This is a genomic window from Acinetobacter sp. 1294243 (assembly GCF_000588015.1).
GTDB classification, from domain to species: domain Bacteria; phylum Pseudomonadota; class Gammaproteobacteria; order Pseudomonadales; family Moraxellaceae; genus Acinetobacter; species Acinetobacter pittii.
Genome location: NZ_JFXG01000001.1, coordinates 412,061 through 429,060 on the forward strand (window position 1 = coordinate 412,061; position 17,000 = coordinate 429,060).

At 37.5% G+C, this 17,000-nt stretch carries 15 protein-coding genes; 13 read left to right on the top strand and 2 right to left on the bottom strand.

Annotated features, from left to right (window positions below):
- The first annotated feature begins 60 nt into the window (after positions 1-60).
- From sstT to putP, 9 genes are all read left to right on the top strand, one after another.
- Positions 61-1,263 (top strand): serine/threonine transporter SstT, encoded by a 1,203-nt coding sequence (gene sstT, locus J655_RS06850; RefSeq protein WP_032052186.1) that lies wholly within the window; start codon positions 61-63, stop codon positions 1,261-1,263.
- A gap of 5 nt (positions 1,264-1,268) precedes the next feature.
- On the top strand, positions 1,269-1,949 hold the full coding sequence (locus tag J655_RS06855; protein WP_032007258.1) for a YoaK family protein: 681 nt from the start codon (positions 1,269-1,271) through the stop codon (positions 1,947-1,949).
- A gap of 3 nt (positions 1,950-1,952) precedes the next feature.
- A complete protein-coding gene (locus J655_RS06860; protein ID WP_032052187.1) occupies positions 1,953-2,489 on the top strand; it encodes a DUF2058 domain-containing protein in 537 nt (178 codons plus the stop codon).
- A 362-nt stretch (positions 2,490-2,851) separates the two neighbouring features.
- Positions 2,852-4,699 carry an ABC transporter ATP-binding protein gene (locus tag J655_RS06865; protein WP_032007259.1) on the top strand — a complete coding sequence of 616 codons (1,848 nt, stop codon included), beginning with the start codon at positions 2,852-2,854 and terminating at the stop codon, positions 4,697-4,699.
- Positions 4,699-5,139 carry a MaoC family dehydratase gene (locus J655_RS06870; RefSeq protein ID WP_017482285.1) on the top strand — a complete coding sequence of 147 codons (441 nt, stop codon included), beginning with the start codon at positions 4,699-4,701 and terminating at the stop codon, positions 5,137-5,139. Before J655_RS06865 ends, J655_RS06870 begins: the two co-directional genes overlap by 1 nt.
- Before the next feature lie 108 nt (positions 5,140-5,247).
- Positions 5,248-6,273 carry an AraC family transcriptional regulator gene (locus J655_RS06875; RefSeq protein ID WP_032007260.1) on the top strand — a complete coding sequence of 342 codons (1,026 nt, stop codon included), beginning with the start codon at positions 5,248-5,250 and terminating at the stop codon, positions 6,271-6,273.
- Positions 6,274-6,310: 37 nt separating this feature from the next.
- The gene (gene gcvH / locus J655_RS06880; RefSeq protein ID WP_032007261.1) at positions 6,311-6,685 is read left to right on the top strand and encodes a glycine cleavage system protein GcvH; all 375 of its coding nucleotides are present in this window, start codon (positions 6,311-6,313) and stop codon (positions 6,683-6,685) included.
- A gap of 89 nt (positions 6,686-6,774) precedes the next feature.
- A complete protein-coding gene (locus J655_RS06885; protein ID WP_080973579.1) occupies positions 6,775-7,482 on the top strand; it encodes an SIR2 family NAD-dependent protein deacylase in 708 nt (235 codons plus the stop codon).
- Positions 7,483-7,894: 412 nt separating this feature from the next.
- A complete protein-coding gene (gene putP, locus J655_RS06890; protein WP_032052188.1) occupies positions 7,895-9,385 on the top strand; it encodes a sodium/proline symporter PutP in 1,491 nt (496 codons plus the stop codon).
- A gap of 34 nt (positions 9,386-9,419) precedes the next feature.
- On the opposite strand, the gene J655_RS06895 is transcribed toward putP, so the two are convergent.
- A complete protein-coding gene (locus J655_RS06895; protein ID WP_005304655.1) occupies positions 9,420-9,908 on the bottom strand; it encodes an Lrp/AsnC ligand binding domain-containing protein in 489 nt (162 codons plus the stop codon).
- A gap of 124 nt (positions 9,909-10,032) precedes the next feature.
- On the opposite strand from J655_RS06895, the gene putA reads away from it, so the two are divergent.
- The 4 genes from putA (at position 10,033) to J655_RS06915 (ending at position 16,037) form a co-directional block, all read left to right on the top strand.
- A complete protein-coding gene (putA, locus tag J655_RS06900) occupies positions 10,033-13,785 on the top strand; it encodes a trifunctional transcriptional regulator/proline dehydrogenase/L-glutamate gamma-semialdehyde dehydrogenase (RefSeq protein WP_032052189.1) in 3,753 nt (1,250 codons plus the stop codon).
- A gap of 106 nt (positions 13,786-13,891) precedes the next feature.
- Positions 13,892-14,365, top strand: a complete 474-nt coding sequence (locus J655_RS06905; protein ID WP_032007264.1) for a GrpB family protein — start codon at positions 13,892-13,894, stop codon at positions 14,363-14,365.
- Positions 14,366-14,472: 107 nt separating this feature from the next.
- Entirely contained in the window at positions 14,473-15,558 is a 1,086-nt protein-coding gene (trmA, locus tag J655_RS06910; protein ID WP_032052190.1) for a tRNA (uridine(54)-C5)-methyltransferase TrmA, read from the top strand.
- A 248-nt stretch (positions 15,559-15,806) separates the two neighbouring features.
- Positions 15,807-16,037, top strand: coding sequence for a hypothetical protein (locus tag J655_RS06915; RefSeq protein WP_000011679.1), 231 nt, complete (start codon positions 15,807-15,809; stop codon positions 16,035-16,037).
- Positions 16,038-16,072: 35 nt separating this feature from the next.
- Here J655_RS06915 and J655_RS06920 read toward each other — a convergent pair whose 3' ends face one another.
- Complete coding sequence (locus J655_RS06920) at positions 16,073-16,819, bottom strand: phosphodiester glycosidase family protein (RefSeq protein WP_032007266.1); 747 nt, start codon at positions 16,817-16,819, stop codon at positions 16,073-16,075.
- Between the last annotated feature and the right edge of the window lie 181 nt (positions 16,820-17,000).

Below are 17,000 nucleotides of genomic sequence, written 5' to 3' on the forward strand. Positions count from 1 at the left end.
AAGTATAAAATACTCCGCTTGTTCAACCTTTAGCCATGATTAGGTTAATAAGGCCTTTATATGCTTGCATTCTTTTCTCGATTAAGCTTAGTCACTAAGATTATTATCGCCATTATTCTAGGGATAGGCGTTGCATTACTATTTCCGAACGTTACGCCTTACTTAAGTTTATTTGGTGAGCTTTTCATTAAAGCCTTAAAGTCGGTTGCGCCTATTTTAGTTTTTGTATTGGTGCTTTCTTCTATTGCCAACTTCCAAGTGGGTCATAGCGCCAATTTACGCCCTATTATGATTCTATATGTGGTAGGTATGTTGCTTGCTGCTTTCACAGCTGTGATTGTCAGTCTTTCTTTTCCAAGCACATTATTCCTCAATACAGTTTCACATAATGACTTACAAGCACCTGGTAGTCTCGCAGATATATTAAAAAACTTGCTCTTAAGCTTTATTGCGAACCCTGTTCAAGCAATTAGTGAGGCTAACTTTATTGGTATTTTAGCTTGGGCAATTGGCCTAGGTTTAGCTATGCGCCATAGTTCAGACACCACAAAACAAGTGATGCAGGATGTCTCACATGCTGTAAGTGCTATTATTCATAAAGTAATTGCTTTTGCACCAGTCGGTATTTTCGGATTAGTTGCAGTGACTTTTGCCGATGCTGGTCTTGCAACACTTGAGAGCTATGCACAATTATTAGTGGTATTGTTAGGCACTATGTTTTTTGTTGCTTTAGTTATCAACCCTATTCTTGTTGCCCTTACTATACGTGGAAATCCATACCCTCTCGTATTTAAATGCTTAAAAGAAAGTGGTATTACAGCTTTCTTTACACGAAGCTCAGCGGCTAACATTCCAGTTAACTTAGATTTAGCAGAGCGTTTAGGTGTTAATCCATCTACAGCAAGTGTGTCTATTCCGTTAGGCGCAACAGTAAATATGGCAGGGGCGGCAGGCACGATTACTGTACTTACATTAGCTACTGTACATACTCTTGGCATTCATGTTGATTTTGCAACAATGGTTATTTTATCAGTTGTTGCTACTGTTTCAGCTTGTGGTGCTTCTGGTGTTGCTGGTGGTTCTTTACTACTCATTCCTGTAGCTTGTAGTCTATTTGGTATTTCAACAGAAATTGCGATGCAAGTTGTAGCGATTGGTATGATTATCAGTGTATTGCAAGACTCTACAGAAACAGCCCTTAACTCATCTACAGATGTATTATTTACTGCAGCTGTAGATATTCGCTCCAAGCAAACGTCTTAAACAAAATGCCATTTCAACGTCTACCAAACTGGTTCCAACTTGGAGCCTTTTTACTGGCTTTTAATGCCGGAATGATTAATGTATTAGGGTTAATTACTCTTTTGCATCAATCTATTTCACATATGACTGGCAACGTTAGTATGCTGGCTATGAGTTTGGTAGAGTGGCAACCCGAACATATCATTTTTTTACTTTTAGTGATTATTTGCTATGTTTGCGGTTCATTTTATAGTGGTTTTATTTTAGGTAGCAGTCATTTTCGACTAGGTCGTCGTTATGGCTTACCTTTGAGCCTTGTTGCCTTATTCATTTTCCTTTGCTGGCTATTGCTTCCTTATTTTCCACGCTATGGATTATTATGGGCTTGTACGGCAATGGGTTTACAAAATGCAATGGTAAGCCACTATAAAGGAACAATCATCCGCACTACCCATCTATCAGGTGTTTTAACTGATATTGGTTTAGCACTTGGGTATAAAGCCAGAGGCTTAATTGTAGAAAATCGACGTATTGTTTTACATCTACTTATTTTTATCGGCTTTCTGCTGGGTGGAATTCTTGCCGCTTCAGTACATCCATATTTAAAGCTACAATCATTTTTATTGCCGGCAACTTTAAGCTTAGCCTTAAGTATTTCTTACTGGGTAGTTTATCTCTATAGCACTTCAACTTCACACAAGGACTAAGACATGGTTAAAAATGCCTTACAAGCACAGCTATTAAAAGCTGGTTTAGTTGATAATAAAAAAGCAAAAAAATTAACAAAGCAAGCTCATCACGAACAGCGTCTTGGACTAAGTAATGAGGCTGAAATCAAAGCAAATATTGAAAAAGCTCAACAAGAAAAGTTAGCTAAAGATCAAGCTTTAAATTTAGAAAAACAGAAACAGCTTGAAGAAAAAGCACTTAAAGCATCAATCATTCAGATGATTAAGCAGCACAAGATTACTGATTTTGCAGGGGATGTGGCTTATCAATTTATTGATGAAAATAAAATCAAAAAAGTGTATCTATCTCAGCAAGTTTATAATGCACTTGTTGCAGGTAGCCTAGTTATTGCTAAAGATCAAGATCAATACGCCTACCTTCCAAAAGCTTTAGGTGAAAAAATTGATCAAAAAATGCAAGGCTTCATTTTGATTAATAATGCTGAGAAAAACGAACAAGCCACTGATGAGGAAGATCCATATTCAGCATATGTTATTCCAGATGACTTAATGTGGTAATACAATAATTAGGCCTTTATGATCTAGATCTAAAGGCCTTTTCTAATTAATGTGTAGCTGCAATAATTTAACAAATGTTCAAAATACTAAGAAAAAATACTTAAAGAATAAATTCCTTCACCCTTTATCTATTAATCTCGATATAATGAATAATACTTTTAGTCCTCGCGACGTTCTTGAAGGTTTCTTCAAGTCTCCTTTTTACGTCATGTATTAATTTAAGACGTACAACATAATCAGTTCATGTGTATTTGCATATATTCACAAGATCGAAACCTTAAGTGATATTGATCTAACTGACTTTTTGCAAATTAAATTGCAAAGATTTAATTAAGTGGCTTTTGTCTCAAAGGTAGTAATTCATGCTGAAGTGGTTTGAAAAACTTGTAGATCCCTACCCAACTAAAGGTTTAGATGAACCTTTACCAACTCGTTTTTTCCCATTTGTTTGGCAAGCTACGGAAGGCCTACGCCCTTACTTATTCTTACTTATTCTTTTTACAGCAGGTGCTGCAAGCTTTGAAGCCTTACTTTTTTCAAAGATTGGACAACTCGTAGACTGGTTAAGTAAAAGTCATCCGGAAAGCTTTTTAAGTCAGCATGCTACTGATTTACTCATTTTGATTGCAGTCTTATTTACCAATATCTTTTTTGTAAATATTCAATCTATTATCAAACATCAAATTTTATATAGCACCTTCCCAATGCGTTTGCGCTGGCGTTTCCATAATCTTTTATTGAAACAAAGCTTGGACTTTTTCCATAATGACTTTGCAGGACGACTTTCTGCAAAGGTTATGCAAACAGCATTAGCAATCCGTGAGTTCTGGATTATTTTGGGTGACATGTTGGCCTACGTCAGCATTTACTTCATTACGGTCAGCATTGTTCTTGGCGCAATTTCACCAATTTTACTTATTCCACTTTTAGTGTGGTTAAGCCTATTTTTATTAAGCGCATGGTTCTTTATCCCCCGCTTAAGTAAAGTTTCCCAGCAACAAGCCGATGCTCGTGCTGTCATGACGGGCCGCGTAACAGATGCATACACCAACATCCAAACAGTAAAACTATTTGCCCACGCTGGTCGTGAAAGCCAATATGCAAAAGCATCGATGAAAGAGTTTATGACCACAGTCTATGCCCAAATGCGTTTAGGCACTCTCTTTGAAGTCAGCATTAATATGTTGTCTGCTGTTTTGTTTGTAGGTGTAATTGGTACTTCTGTTTGGCTATGGACCCAAGGTTTAGCAGCATTAGGTGTAATCGCAGCAACTACTGCAATGATTTTAAAACTTAATAGTATGGCTGAATTTATGATGTGGCATATGTCAGCCTTATTTGAAAATGTTGGAACCATTCAAGATGGTATGCAAACATTAGGTAAAAAAATCAATATTCAAGACAAACCAGATGCGAAACCACTTGCAGTGACCAAAGGTGAGATTGTATTTAAAGATGTAAGCTTTGCTTATAACAATAAAAATGTGATTGATCACTTCAACTTGCATATTAGAGCAGGCGAAAAAATAGGTATTGTGGGCCGTTCTGGCGCAGGAAAGTCGACGCTGATTCAGTTGCTTTTACATTTTTACCATCTTAAGCAAGGTGCTATTTTAATTGATGGCCAAAACATCGAAGATGTAACTCAAGATAGTTTAAGAGCTAATATTGCTTTAGTTACTCAAGATACATCTTTATTACATCGCTCAGTTGCAGAAAATATTAAATATGGTCGTCCTGATGCATCTGATGCAGACATGGAGAATGCTGTAAATAAAGCCAAAGCTGCTGAATTTATTCCGCAATTAGTTGATTTAAAAGGACGTAGTGGTTATAACGCTCAAGTAGGTGAACGTGGTGTTAAACTTTCTGGTGGTCAAAGACAGCGTATTGCCATTGCACGTGTATTCTTAAAAGATGCGCCTATTCTTATTTTAGATGAAGCAACTAGTGCATTAGACTCAGAAGTTGAAGCAGCAATCCAGTCAAGTTTAAATGACCTGATGGTTGATAAAACCGTTATTGCAATTGCACACCGTTTATCTACTATTGCACAAATGGACCGTTTAATCGTTCTTGATGAAGGTCGAATTGCTGAGCAAGGAACTCATGAAGAGTTAATTGCGCAAAATGGTATATACGCACAGTTATGGAAACGTCAAACAGGCGGTTTCCTAATTGAACAAAAAGTATTACAGGGTCAAGATTAATGCTTTATTTAGAAGATTTGAAAATTGGTGATCGCTTCATTAGCCGTGAATATGAAATTACCTTAGATGAAATCAAAAAATTCGCAAACTCCTATGACCCTCAGCCCTTCCATATAGATGAAGAACAAGCTAAACATGATCCAATTTTTCAGGGAATTGCTGCTAGCGGTTGGCATACTTCTGCAATTACTATGCGGTTATGGACGGAATGTATGCCGATTCATGGCGGCCTGATTGGTTCAGAGTCCAGCTTACGGTGGCCACGCCCTACTCGACCAGGTGATAAAATTCATGTTGAAGCAGAAATTTCAGCGATCACACCATCCAAAACAAAATTAGATCGTGGTATTGTAAGTTACGTTACGCAAGCCTTAAATCAAAATGGCGACGTATTACTTATTTCAACAACAAAAATTGTTGTCTTTAAAAAGAATGTTTAAAACATGGTTGATATGATTGTCTAACAGTTTTTATAAACTCAGATTATATTTCATGACAAGATGTGTAAGAAATGCATGTGACAAATTGATGAGAGCAATGGAACGCATATGAAAATTACCTCAGCTCGTCAAGATCAGGGTATTCCGGGAGTCTATGGCTTATTGCTATTAGATGTTGTTTCACGTTGGGGATATAACGATGAAACATTATTTGCTCCATTTCATCTTACTAGTGAACAACTGGCCGACCCTGATTATCGTATTTCTACACCTGTAGCAAATGAATTGGTTAAACACGCTCTTAATTTAACTGGTGAAACCACGTTGGGCTATCATCTTGGTACTCAAATGCGTATTTCAATTCATGGCTTCATTGGCTATGCGATTATGACAGCCAAAGATATTACAGAAGCAATTGCCCTTGCAGCACGTTTTATTCAATTACGCTTACCTTTCTTACAACTCTATTTTTCAACGTTTGGGCCCAAAGCCACCTTACAATTACAGTGTGATATCGAACTTGAACCTCTAAGAACAGAAATCGTTTTAGGCTTGACCATTGGTATCATGAGTATGGCCAAAGCGATTACGGGTATCGAAGATTTAGCTGGTGAGGTAGATTTGGATTTTCCTGAACCAGAAGGTTTTGAAAAGTATAGAAATAAATTAAGTAGCACAATTCGATTCAATCAGCCACATTTGATCTCAAGTTTTGATAAGAAATACTTAGGAATTAAATTAGTTAATGCAGATCCTATTGCAAGTCAGGTTGCCATCAATCAATGCGAAGCTGAACTTTCCGCTTTGGGTGAGCGCCGTCGTTTAGCAATGCGTGTTCGTGATATTTTAAGTAATTCCGAACAACATTATTTAAGCATCGAAAATGTAGCCGAATGTCTACATATGTCAGATCGGACACTCAAACGTCAATTAGCCGCTGAAGGAACTTCATTTTCTACATTGGTTGATGAAGTTCGCTATCGACATGCAACATCTCTACTTTCACGTACAGATTATAGTCTTGAACAAATTGCAGATGAACTTGGCTATTCGGACGTTGCAAATTTTAGCCGTGCCTTTAAACGCTGGAGCGGCCGCAGTCCGAGTAACTGGCGTAAAGACCCATACTTATAATGTTTAAAACTATTGGACACAAGCTTAAGGAGTTATCATGAATCATCCTTCGGAACTGAAGTATGCACGTACACATGAGTGGGTAAAGATTGAGGGTGATCTAGTTATTACCGGGATTACCGATCATGCACAAGATGAACTTGGCGATTTGGTATACGTTGAAACTCCAGAAGTTGGAAACCAAGTTACCGCTGGTGAACAAGCTGGTGTAGTAGAGTCAGTGAAAACAGCATCTGATATTCACGCCCCTGTCTCAGGTACTGTAGTAGAAGTGAATACTGATCTTGAAGATGATCCTGACTTTGTAAATGAAGACCCATATGGTAAAGGCTGGATTTATAAAATTAAACCAGACAACATTGCAGATGTTGAAAAACTTTTAACAAATTCAGAATATGAAGCTGGCTTATAAAAGATAGGCATCGCTTTCAATATTTGATAAAACCAGTTTAGTTTTAAACTGGTTTTTTATTATCTATTTAAAATTAGCTTTCCGAATAGGTGAATTCTATGACAAAACTTGTTGTATTTTCAGGTGCGGGCATGAGTGCCGAAAGTGGAATCAGCACTTTTCGTGACAGTAATGGCTTATGGGAAAATTACGACATCCAACAAGTTGCCACACCTGAGGCATGGCAAAGGGATCCTGCCTTAGTTCAACGCTTTTATAATGAGCGTCGTAAAAATATTTTAGAGGCTAAACCTAACGAAGCTCATCAATATATTGCCAAACTACAAGACTACTTTGACGTACAAGTGATTACTCAAAATATTGATGATTTACATGAACGGGCTGGAAGTTCCAACGTTTTACATTTGCATGGAAATATTCGTTTGACGAAAAGCTCTGGCCCGAATGCACAATTTACAACACAGTTTTACGATATTAACGGATGGAAGCTAGATTTAGAACAAGACTTTTGCCCAGATGGCTATCCCCTGCGGCCACATGTAGTCTGGTTTGGTGAAGCTGTACCAGCTTATGATGAAGCAATTCAATTAGTACAAAGTGCAGATATTTTTATTGTGATCGGCTCGACATTAAGCGTATATCCAGTTGCGGCTTTAGTTCATGAAATTTCAGATCAATGTAAAGCCTATTATATAGATCTAAATGCGGATCATCTGCGTGTTCCTCACCGATATGAATTATTAAAGATGTCAGCGACTCAAGGAATGCATAAACTTTTTGAAAATTTAATCGGCTAATTGCTATTTTTAGACACTAAATAAGCCCAACGTACATAAAAAAAATTATTAATTGAACAAAAAATTGTCGATTTTTTTAACTTTATTCTAAATTTCTATAAATTTTTTTTGACCAATAGCGTATTTATAACTCAATATCGATTTATTTTTTTTTCAGAATGGTGTTTTTTTCTGAAAAATTTTAAAAAAATAAATATTAAAAAATTATAAGTTAATGATTAATATTATAATTTTGCATCTATAAAATCAATTTATTTTAAGTTACACAATGATACAAAAGTACAATATAAAAATAACAGTGCAAAAAAAATCTTTTGTGGTTGAATCTCAACCTCTTGGATGCCGTACAAGAAAACAGCGACCTGGATTAGGTTACAATCACGGATTATGGATATAAGGACACACATCCATTATGAGTTATTTTGATCCCACCCTCATCATGTTTATGGTGTACATCGTAGCAATGGTTCTTATCGGCTTATTTGCCTACCGTGCTACAAGCGACTTCTCAGATTATATTCTCGGTGGTCGTCGTTTAGGCAGTTTCGTAACTGCATTATCCGCAGGCGCATCAGACATGAGTGGTTGGCTGCTCATGGGTTTACCAGGCGCGATTTATCTTTCTGGTTTATCTGAAGCGTGGATTGCAATTGGTCTTATTATCGGTGCTTGGCTTAACTGGCTACTGGTTGCTGGTCGATTACGCGTTCATACTGAAGTCCAAAATAATGCACTCACGTTGCCAGATTATTTTACAAGTCGTTTTGACGATCAGAAAAAAGTACTTCGTATTTTCTCTGCCGTTATCATCTTGGTTTTCTTTGCAATTTATTGTGCTTCAGGCATGGTAGCAGGCGCCCGCTTGTTTGAAAATTTATTCGGAATGTCATACACCACTGCTATTTGGCTCAGCGCAATTGCAACCATCAGCTATGTTTGTATTGGTGGATTCTTAGCGATTAGCTGGACAGATACATTCCAAGCTGGCCTAATGATTTTTGCTTTGTTATTAACACCAATCGTAACTTATCTTGCAATTGGCGATACAACACAATTTGTGACACTCATTGAAACTGCTCGTCCACATGCATTTAATATTATTTCAGATTTAAGTGTAGTGGCAGTTTTATCTTCCATGGCATGGGGTTTGGGTTACTTTGGTCAACCACATATCCTTGTACGTTTCATGGCTGCTGACTCTGTAAAATCAATTCCTGCTGCGCGCCGTATTGGTATGACTTGGATGATCTTGTGTTTAGCTGGTGCAGTCGGTGCTGGTTTCTTCGGTATTGCTTACTTTGAGCAACACCCTGAACTAGCAGCAGTTGTAAGCAAAAACCCTGAAACAGTATTTATGGAATTGACTAAAATCTTATTCAATCCATGGATTGTAGGTATCATCTTAGCTGCGATTTTAGCTGCTGTAATGAGTACATTGAGCTGCCAGCTTTTGGTATGTTCAAGTGCGTTAACCGAAGATTTGTACAAAGGCTTCATTCGTAAGAATGCATCTCAGAAAGAGCTTGTATGGGTTGGCCGTGTTATGGTTCTTGCAATTGCTGTTCTTGCAATTGCTCTTGCTGGTAACCCAGACAGTAAAGTTCTTGGCCTTGTTGCTTATGCATGGGCTGGTTTCGGTGCTGCATTTGGTCCGCTTATCATCTTGTCATTGTTCTGGAAACGTATGAATTTACAAGGTGCTCTAGCGGGTATGATCGTTGGTGCAGTTGTAGTGATTGGCTGGAAAAATCTTTTCGCAGACACTGGTGTTTACGAAATCATTCCAGGCTTTATCCTTGCATTTATCAGCATCATTGTAGTGAGTCTTTTAACTAAAGCGCCAAATACAACAGTAACTGGCCGCTTTGAAAAAGCAGATGAACTCTACAAAGAAAGCGTATAAATTATTGAAATAAATCAAAGGGGCTTCGGCCCCTTTATTTATTTTTAGTTTTGATTTTAATTTTTGAAGTATCTTTTACAACTTGCATAACTGGATAACTACGAGTCTCTTTTACCCCTGGTAATTGCCACAGTACCTGCCCCGCAATTCGTCTAAACTCTTCCATGCTGCCACTTCGTAATTTAATTAAAAAATCAAATCCTCCACTCACCATATGACATTCAACAATTTCCGGATAGTGAACCACAGCATCAATAAACTCATCTAAAACATTAGGTGTGGTTTTATCTAGTAATACTTCAACAAACACCAAAAAATTTGCATTTAATTTGACTGGATTTAATTTTGCTTCATAACCCAAAATGAAATCATCTTTTGTCAGCTTTTGAACTCGGGCCATCACAGCAGTTGGAGATAAATTCACAAGTTCGGCTAATTTACTGTTAGAAATACGCCCATCTGTTTGAAGAATATCCAAAATTTTTAAATCAGTGCGATCAAGGCTTAATATTGGGCCATTCATCTGAATTTTCCTCTAAAAAATGGGCTAAATATAGTGAGTTATTCGGTGTTTCTTCTGTAATGATAAATTATCTAAACCTCTCTACTCAAGATGAGTTTACGAGAGCTGGTTGGCGGAAACAGATATGAACACAATGGATACTTTTCATCAAATGGATAAATCTCACCAAGGCTATATCACCGAATTCAACGATAAAAGTGAGTTTGAACAACGCATCAATACAGCTTGGCGACGTGCTGAACCAGAAGCTGTAGAAGAGCTATTACAAGCTGCTGCGGTATCTGATGATTTAGATCATAAAATTTATGACCTTGCTTTTAATCTTGCTAATAATTTACGTGAACGTAAAACCTCTTCGGGTAAAGCAGGTATTGTTCAAGGGTTATTACAAGAATTCTCTCTTTCTTCACAAGAAGGCGTGGCACTCATGTGTCTTGCTGAAGCTTTGCTTCGTATTCCAGATTCTGCAACACGTGATTTGCTTATTCGAGATAAGATCAATCAAGGTAACTGGAAAGAACATGTTGGCCAAAGCAGCTTAATGTTTGTAAATGCTGCTGCATGGGGCCTCATGTTAACTGGTAAGCTTATGGAAACTCCAAAGCAAACCAGTCTTTCAAGTGTACTTACTGGCCTTTTAGCACGTAGTGGACGTGGCATTATTCGTAAAGCTGTTGACGTTGCAATGCGTATGATGGGTGAGCAGTTTGTAACTGGTGAAACCATTGAAGAAGCTGTAGACCATGCGAAAGTACTCGAAGACAAAGGTTTCCGCTATTCTTACGATATGTTAGGTGAAGCAGCATTAACCGAACATGATGCTGAACGTTACTTTAACGATTATACGCAAGCCATTCATGCAATTGGTAAAGCATCGAATGGTAAAGGCGTTTATGATGGCCCAGGTATTTCAATCAAGCTTTCTGCTTTACACCCTCGCTATCAACGTGCGCAAATTGAACGTGTTCATCAAGAACTTTACGGCAAAGTATTTGAACTCGCTCGTTTAGCTAAAAAGTACAATATTGGCTTAAATATCGATGCTGAAGAATCAGAACGTTTAGAAATTTCTCTTGAGTTACTTGAACGTCTTTGCTTCGAGCCAGAACTTGCAAACTGGAAAGGTATTGGCTTCGTTATTCAAGCTTATCAAAAACGCTGTTTCTTCGTGGTCGATTATATTATTGACCTTGCTAAACGCAGCCAAAAGCGTCTCATGATTCGTCTTGTGAAAGGTGCATATTGGGATAGCGAAATTAAGAAAGCGCAAATCGAAGGTATGGATGACTACCCTGTCTTTACCCGTAAAGTACATACAGACTTATCTTATATCGCGTGTGCTAAAAAATTACTTACAGCACCTGAGTTCATCTATCCTCAATTTGCAACCCATAATGCTCAAACATTGGCAACGATCTATCATTTAGCGGATCCGAGCAAATATTATGCGGGTCAATATGAATTCCAATGCTTACATGGCATGGGCGAACCGCTTTATGAACAAGTTGTTGGTCCACGCGAGCAAAATAAATTAGGCGTGCCATGCCGTATTTATGCTCCCGTTGGTAACCATGAAACGTTGTTAGCTTATTTAGTTCGTCGTTTACTTGAAAATGGCGCGAATACTTCATTCGTTAACCGTATTGCCGATAAAACGCTTAAAGTTGAAGATCTTATCCAGTCTCCAATTTACGATATTCGTCATGCAGCTAAGCTTGAAGGTTCAGTTGGCTTAAAACACCCATCTATTCCTCTACCTTTAGATATGTACGGAACGCTTCGTAAAAATTCTAAAGGTTATGACTTAGCAAATGACACCCCACTTGCAGCGTTAGACAGCACAGCTCAAGAGTTACGTAATCGTATTTGGCAAAGTCATCCATTATTGGCAAATAACGAGTCGTTAGAGCAAGGTCATTCTGTTGCAATTACAAACCCAGCACAAAATGATGAAATTGTTGGTTATGTGCAAGAAGCTGATCTTAAGCATGTCGAAATTGCGCTTAATGCAGCTGAACAAGCTCAATCAGAATGGTCAAATACGCCTAAAGAACAGCGTGCTCAACACTTAAAACGTGCAGCTGACCTCATGGAAAGTCGTATTCAAGAATTGATGGTTTTGCTTTGCCGTGAAAGCGGTAAAACCTATGCTAATGCGATTGCAGAAGTTCGTGAAGCTGTAGATTTCCTACGTTACTACGCAACTCAAGTTGAGAATCTTCCTGCAAATACAGCTATTCAGCCTTTAGGTACTGTACTTTGTATTAGCCCGTGGAACTTCCCGCTTGCAATTTTTTCTGGCCAAATTGCTGCAGCATTAGTCAGTGGTAACTGCGTTATTGCTAAACCTGCTGAACAAACCCCATTAATCGCAGCTCAAGCAGTTCAGATTTTATGGGAAGCTGGTATTCCACATGGTGCTGTACAGTTACTTCCTGGCCGCGGTGAGACAGTCGGTGCTCAGCTTAGCCAAGATAGCCGTATTGATGGCATCATGTTTACTGGTTCGACTGAAGTTGCAAAAATTTTACAGAAAACCGTTGCGAAACGTTTATCTGAAAATGGTCAATCGATTCCTCTCATTGCAGAGACTGGCGGTCAAAATGCAATGATTGTGGACTCATCAGCATTAACTGAACAAGTCGTACTCGATGTTGTAAGTTCCGCTTTTGATAGCGCGGGTCAACGTTGCTCTGCTTTACGTATTTTATGTGTGCAAGAAGATAGCGCTGCAACCGTTATTAAAATGCTTAAAGGTGCAATGCAACAGTTAATTGTAGGGAACCCTGCAATTTTAAAAACTGACATTGGTCCTGTTATTGATGACGAAGCAAAACAGACGATTGATCGACACATCCAAAAAATGAAGTCGAAAGGCTACCCAGTACATCAGTTGATGTTTGGAGCAACAAGCCAGAATGAACTAGATAAAGGAACCTTTGTTGTACCAACAGCAATTGAACTCCCTAACCTTGATGATTTGCAGCGCGAAGTTTTTGGTCCAGTTCTCCACATCATTACCTATAAGTATGGCGAGCTTGAGCAGTTGATCTCACGTATTAATGCCAAAGGTTATGGTTTAACAATGGGTCTACATACCCGTATTGATGAAACCATCCAAACAGTCATTCAGCATGCTGAAGTGGGTAACCTTTATATCAACCGTAATATTGTTGGTGCTGTTGTTGGTGTGCAACCATTCGGTGGTGAAGGTCTATCTGGTACAGGTCCAAAAGCTGGCGGTCCGCTTTACATGTATCGCTTGATGCAGCAGTGTTCAAACAAAGTATTGGCAACACCATTTGCTATGAAAACTGAGCAAAGTGCTTTTGAAGGCTTTAACCGTGAGGTTTATCAGAGCTTACAAAATTGGGCAAAACAACATTTACCACAAGCAAATCGTGAAATTGAACCATTTGGTGTAGGCAAGTTTTATGAGTTACAAGGTCCGACTGGGGAAAGTAACCAATATATTATTTTGCCACGTCATCGTGTTCTTTCTATCGCTGATACAGAACAAAATCAGTTGCATCAGTTGCTCGCAATTTTTGCAGTGGGTAGCCAAGCGGCCGTAATGCCAAATAGTCCGTTATTGGCAAAACACAAACAAACATTGCCAAAAGATGTGCTTGCTGCAATTACTACAGTTAAAAATATCACATCAGATGATTTTGATGCAGTTTTACACCATGGTAACCGTGAAGAAATCTTCTCATTACAACAAGAAGTTGCTACACGTTCTGGCGCAATTGTTGGTATTACTCACATTGAGCCGAATGAAACTATTCCACTTGAGCGTTTAGTGATTGAACGTGCAATTAGTGTGAATACAGCTGCAGCTGGTGGTAACGCAAGCTTAATGACAATGACTGATTAATCGATAATTTTCAAAAAAAAGCCCAAATCTCAGTATTTGGGCTTTTTTATTTAATAAAGTAATCTATTCTTAAATATGTAGATTTTATAAATTCGAGATTTTAATAATGATCTTTTTAGAACCAGAACAATATCAACAAAGATGCGCTCAGCTTTTTAATTCATATCAAAAAGACATTTCCACACTTCTACCATTAGCCAAAATTGAGCATATTGGTTCATCTGCAATACCGAATGCAATTTCAAAAGGTGATTTAGACATTTATATTGAAGTTATGCCTGAGCAATTTGAATGCGCAATTGAACGCTTAAAAACACTTAATTTTATCGAAAAACAAAATACATTAAGAACACATGAGCTTTGTATGCTCGAATCACTCAACAATGATGATGTAGCATTTCAAATTGTAGTCACGGATTCAATATTCACATTTTTCTTAACATTTAAAAATAAGCTTATAAGCTCACCCAAGTTGGTTAATGAATATAATGAATTAAAATTACAGTGTAGCCATTTAGACCCCGATCAATATAGAACAATAAAATCAGATTTTATTAATCGCGTTTTAAATCATCTCTAGTTTAGGTACCTCTTTTCTCTTATGTATATCTGGTTAAAATTGGCTCCTGTAAGCTCAATTTTTTTGATACCATTCACTATTTGATTCTGTCTAAATTTTCTTTGTCTATGACCTCTTCTTATCGTCAACAACTTCAAGCTAAAATTGATCGCATTACTACTCAATTTTCTGAATTTACACCACCTACATTAGAAGTGTTTGAATCACCTGAACAACATTTCCGTATGCGTGCTGAATTTCGTATCTGGCATACAGAAAATGATATGTTCTATGCCATGTTTGAGCGTAACGATGACGACAAGCAAAAAACCGTTGTACGCATTGATGAGTTTCCAATTGCAGATCAAAGCATCAATGATTTAATGCCAAAACTTTTGGAAGAACTCAAAGCTGAACCTAAGCTTTCTAATCGTTTATTTGAAGCTGATTTCCTCGCAACACTTAGCGGCGAAATGTTGGTTCCCCTAATTTATCACCGTAAACGGGATCAAGAAGGGGAACAAGCCGCTAAAGCGCTTGCCGATAAATTAGATATTAAAATTATGGGCCGTAGTCGTGGCCAGAAAATTGTTATTGGCGATGATTTCGTTGTTGAAGAATTCGAACTTTTAAATCGTTCATTTAAATATAAACAAATCGAAAGCAGCTTTACCCAGCCTAATGCACAAGTTTGCAAAAAAATGCTGCAATGGGCATGTGACGCGGCTGAAGGATCAAAGAAACACTTATTAGAACTTTATTGTGGTAATGGTAATTTTACACTTCCACTCTCTTTAAAGTTCGAACGAGTATTGGCTACTGAACTTGCAAAATCATCTGTTTATGCGGCTCAATGGAACATAGAACAAAACCAAATTGATAATATTCAAGTAGCACGTCTATCGGCTGAAGAGTTTACTCAAGCTTATCAAGGTGAGCGTGAATTCCGCCGTCTACAAGAAGCGAATATTGATATTCAGAGCTATGACTTTGACACAGTATTTGTAGATCCACCGCGTGCAGGAATTGATGATGAGACTTTAAAACTTCTACAAGGTTTTGAACGTATTATCTACATTTCATGTAACCCTGACACGCTATATGAAAATTTAAAAACGCTCAGTCAAACTCATCGAGTGACTAAATTCGCCTTATTTGATCAGTTCCCTTATACGCATCATGTCGAGTCTGGTGTTTTACTTGAGAAGATTTAAACAAAATCTTTCATTGTAAAGTTTTAAATAAGGAGGCTATATACCTCCTTATTTTTTAACGTTTTATTAGTTAAGTATTTAAATTTTCAAAAAATATCAAGTCATCTATTCGTCATAATTTCGTTTAACTCAAGCATTCCTATCGAAAATTCTCGAGTTCAAGTGGTGGATTTATCACTTATAGAGTCTTGTATTTTATTTTAAATTGGCTATATTTCGAGCTATGTTAGGTTGTATATGAAGGCTCTATGAGTTTTTGGCAAAAGCTGTTCTTGGCAGATCAACAGCATAACGAGCATAAAAACCAAACTGCTTGTGTTGAAAATGACTGCTCATGTAAAACTAATGAACAACTTCTAAGTGCACTTGCACAAGCAACAGATGAAGATGTCATTAAGGGAATTAAAAAAGTTCTTATTTCCCGTGGTTATAGCCGAAAAGAGTTAAATGAACTCACTCAAAAACCGTCTATTCATTAATTAAAAAGCCAGTCTCGTACTGGCTTTTTTATATTTCACTTTACTGCACAATTGGACTCGTCTACCCAACCGACCATTGGTCCCATTCGAAATTGCTGATCGTTCCGATTGTTCTCTTGCATATATAAACTAGAAATAGAACCATCGAGATATAAGGCCTGCTCCACCTTAAGGTTTCTTTGAAAAAACTCGGCAAAATTATAGAAATTCACCCTATTTTTCGATATTACAAAGTAGAGTTTATTATCTCGAATACCAACTCCATTACGAATTTTCTTTGATTGAGAGTCTGGTAAAAAAAGGGAATTTATCTTTCCTTCAATAACTAACATTGGCCCAGATTGGGTTGCATAATCAACTTTCAAATTTTGTAGGCTATATTGTTGCGTAGTTAAAACAAAGGCCTGTTTTTTATTCCAAGCTACTACCCCATTCGGCTGTAAAAAGAAATTTCCCAATCCTTTATGCTCATTTAAGGGCTGAACCACCTTAGCTCGTTCAATATACAACCCTACTGGAGAAAATCCTAAATGAAACATCCCCGCATTCATTGCAAAGCTAAGCTGCTCACACTGCTTTAATTGTTCCTGAATAGTGTTAAAGCTTTTATAGTATTTCTGATTATTAGGATTCTTTAAAAACAAGCGTAATGCTTTAAAATCGCTGATCGTGATCACATCGTATTGGTCACCTTCCACCGTTTTAATCTGCTGATGCGCTATAGCATATGCGGTCTGAAACAAAAGCCCATACAAAGCGAAGCATCCGACGACCCATTTCATTTAACATCACCTGACATGACATTTTCCCTTCATATTAAGTTCTTAAATTATATACAAGAAATATGAATAGATTGGATATGCATCAAACTCATTCATTCGACGTAATCAATACACTCCAAATTGCTGATATTGGTTATAATGTTTAGCAGCTTTTCAATAAAAGCCATTTACACTTTATTGG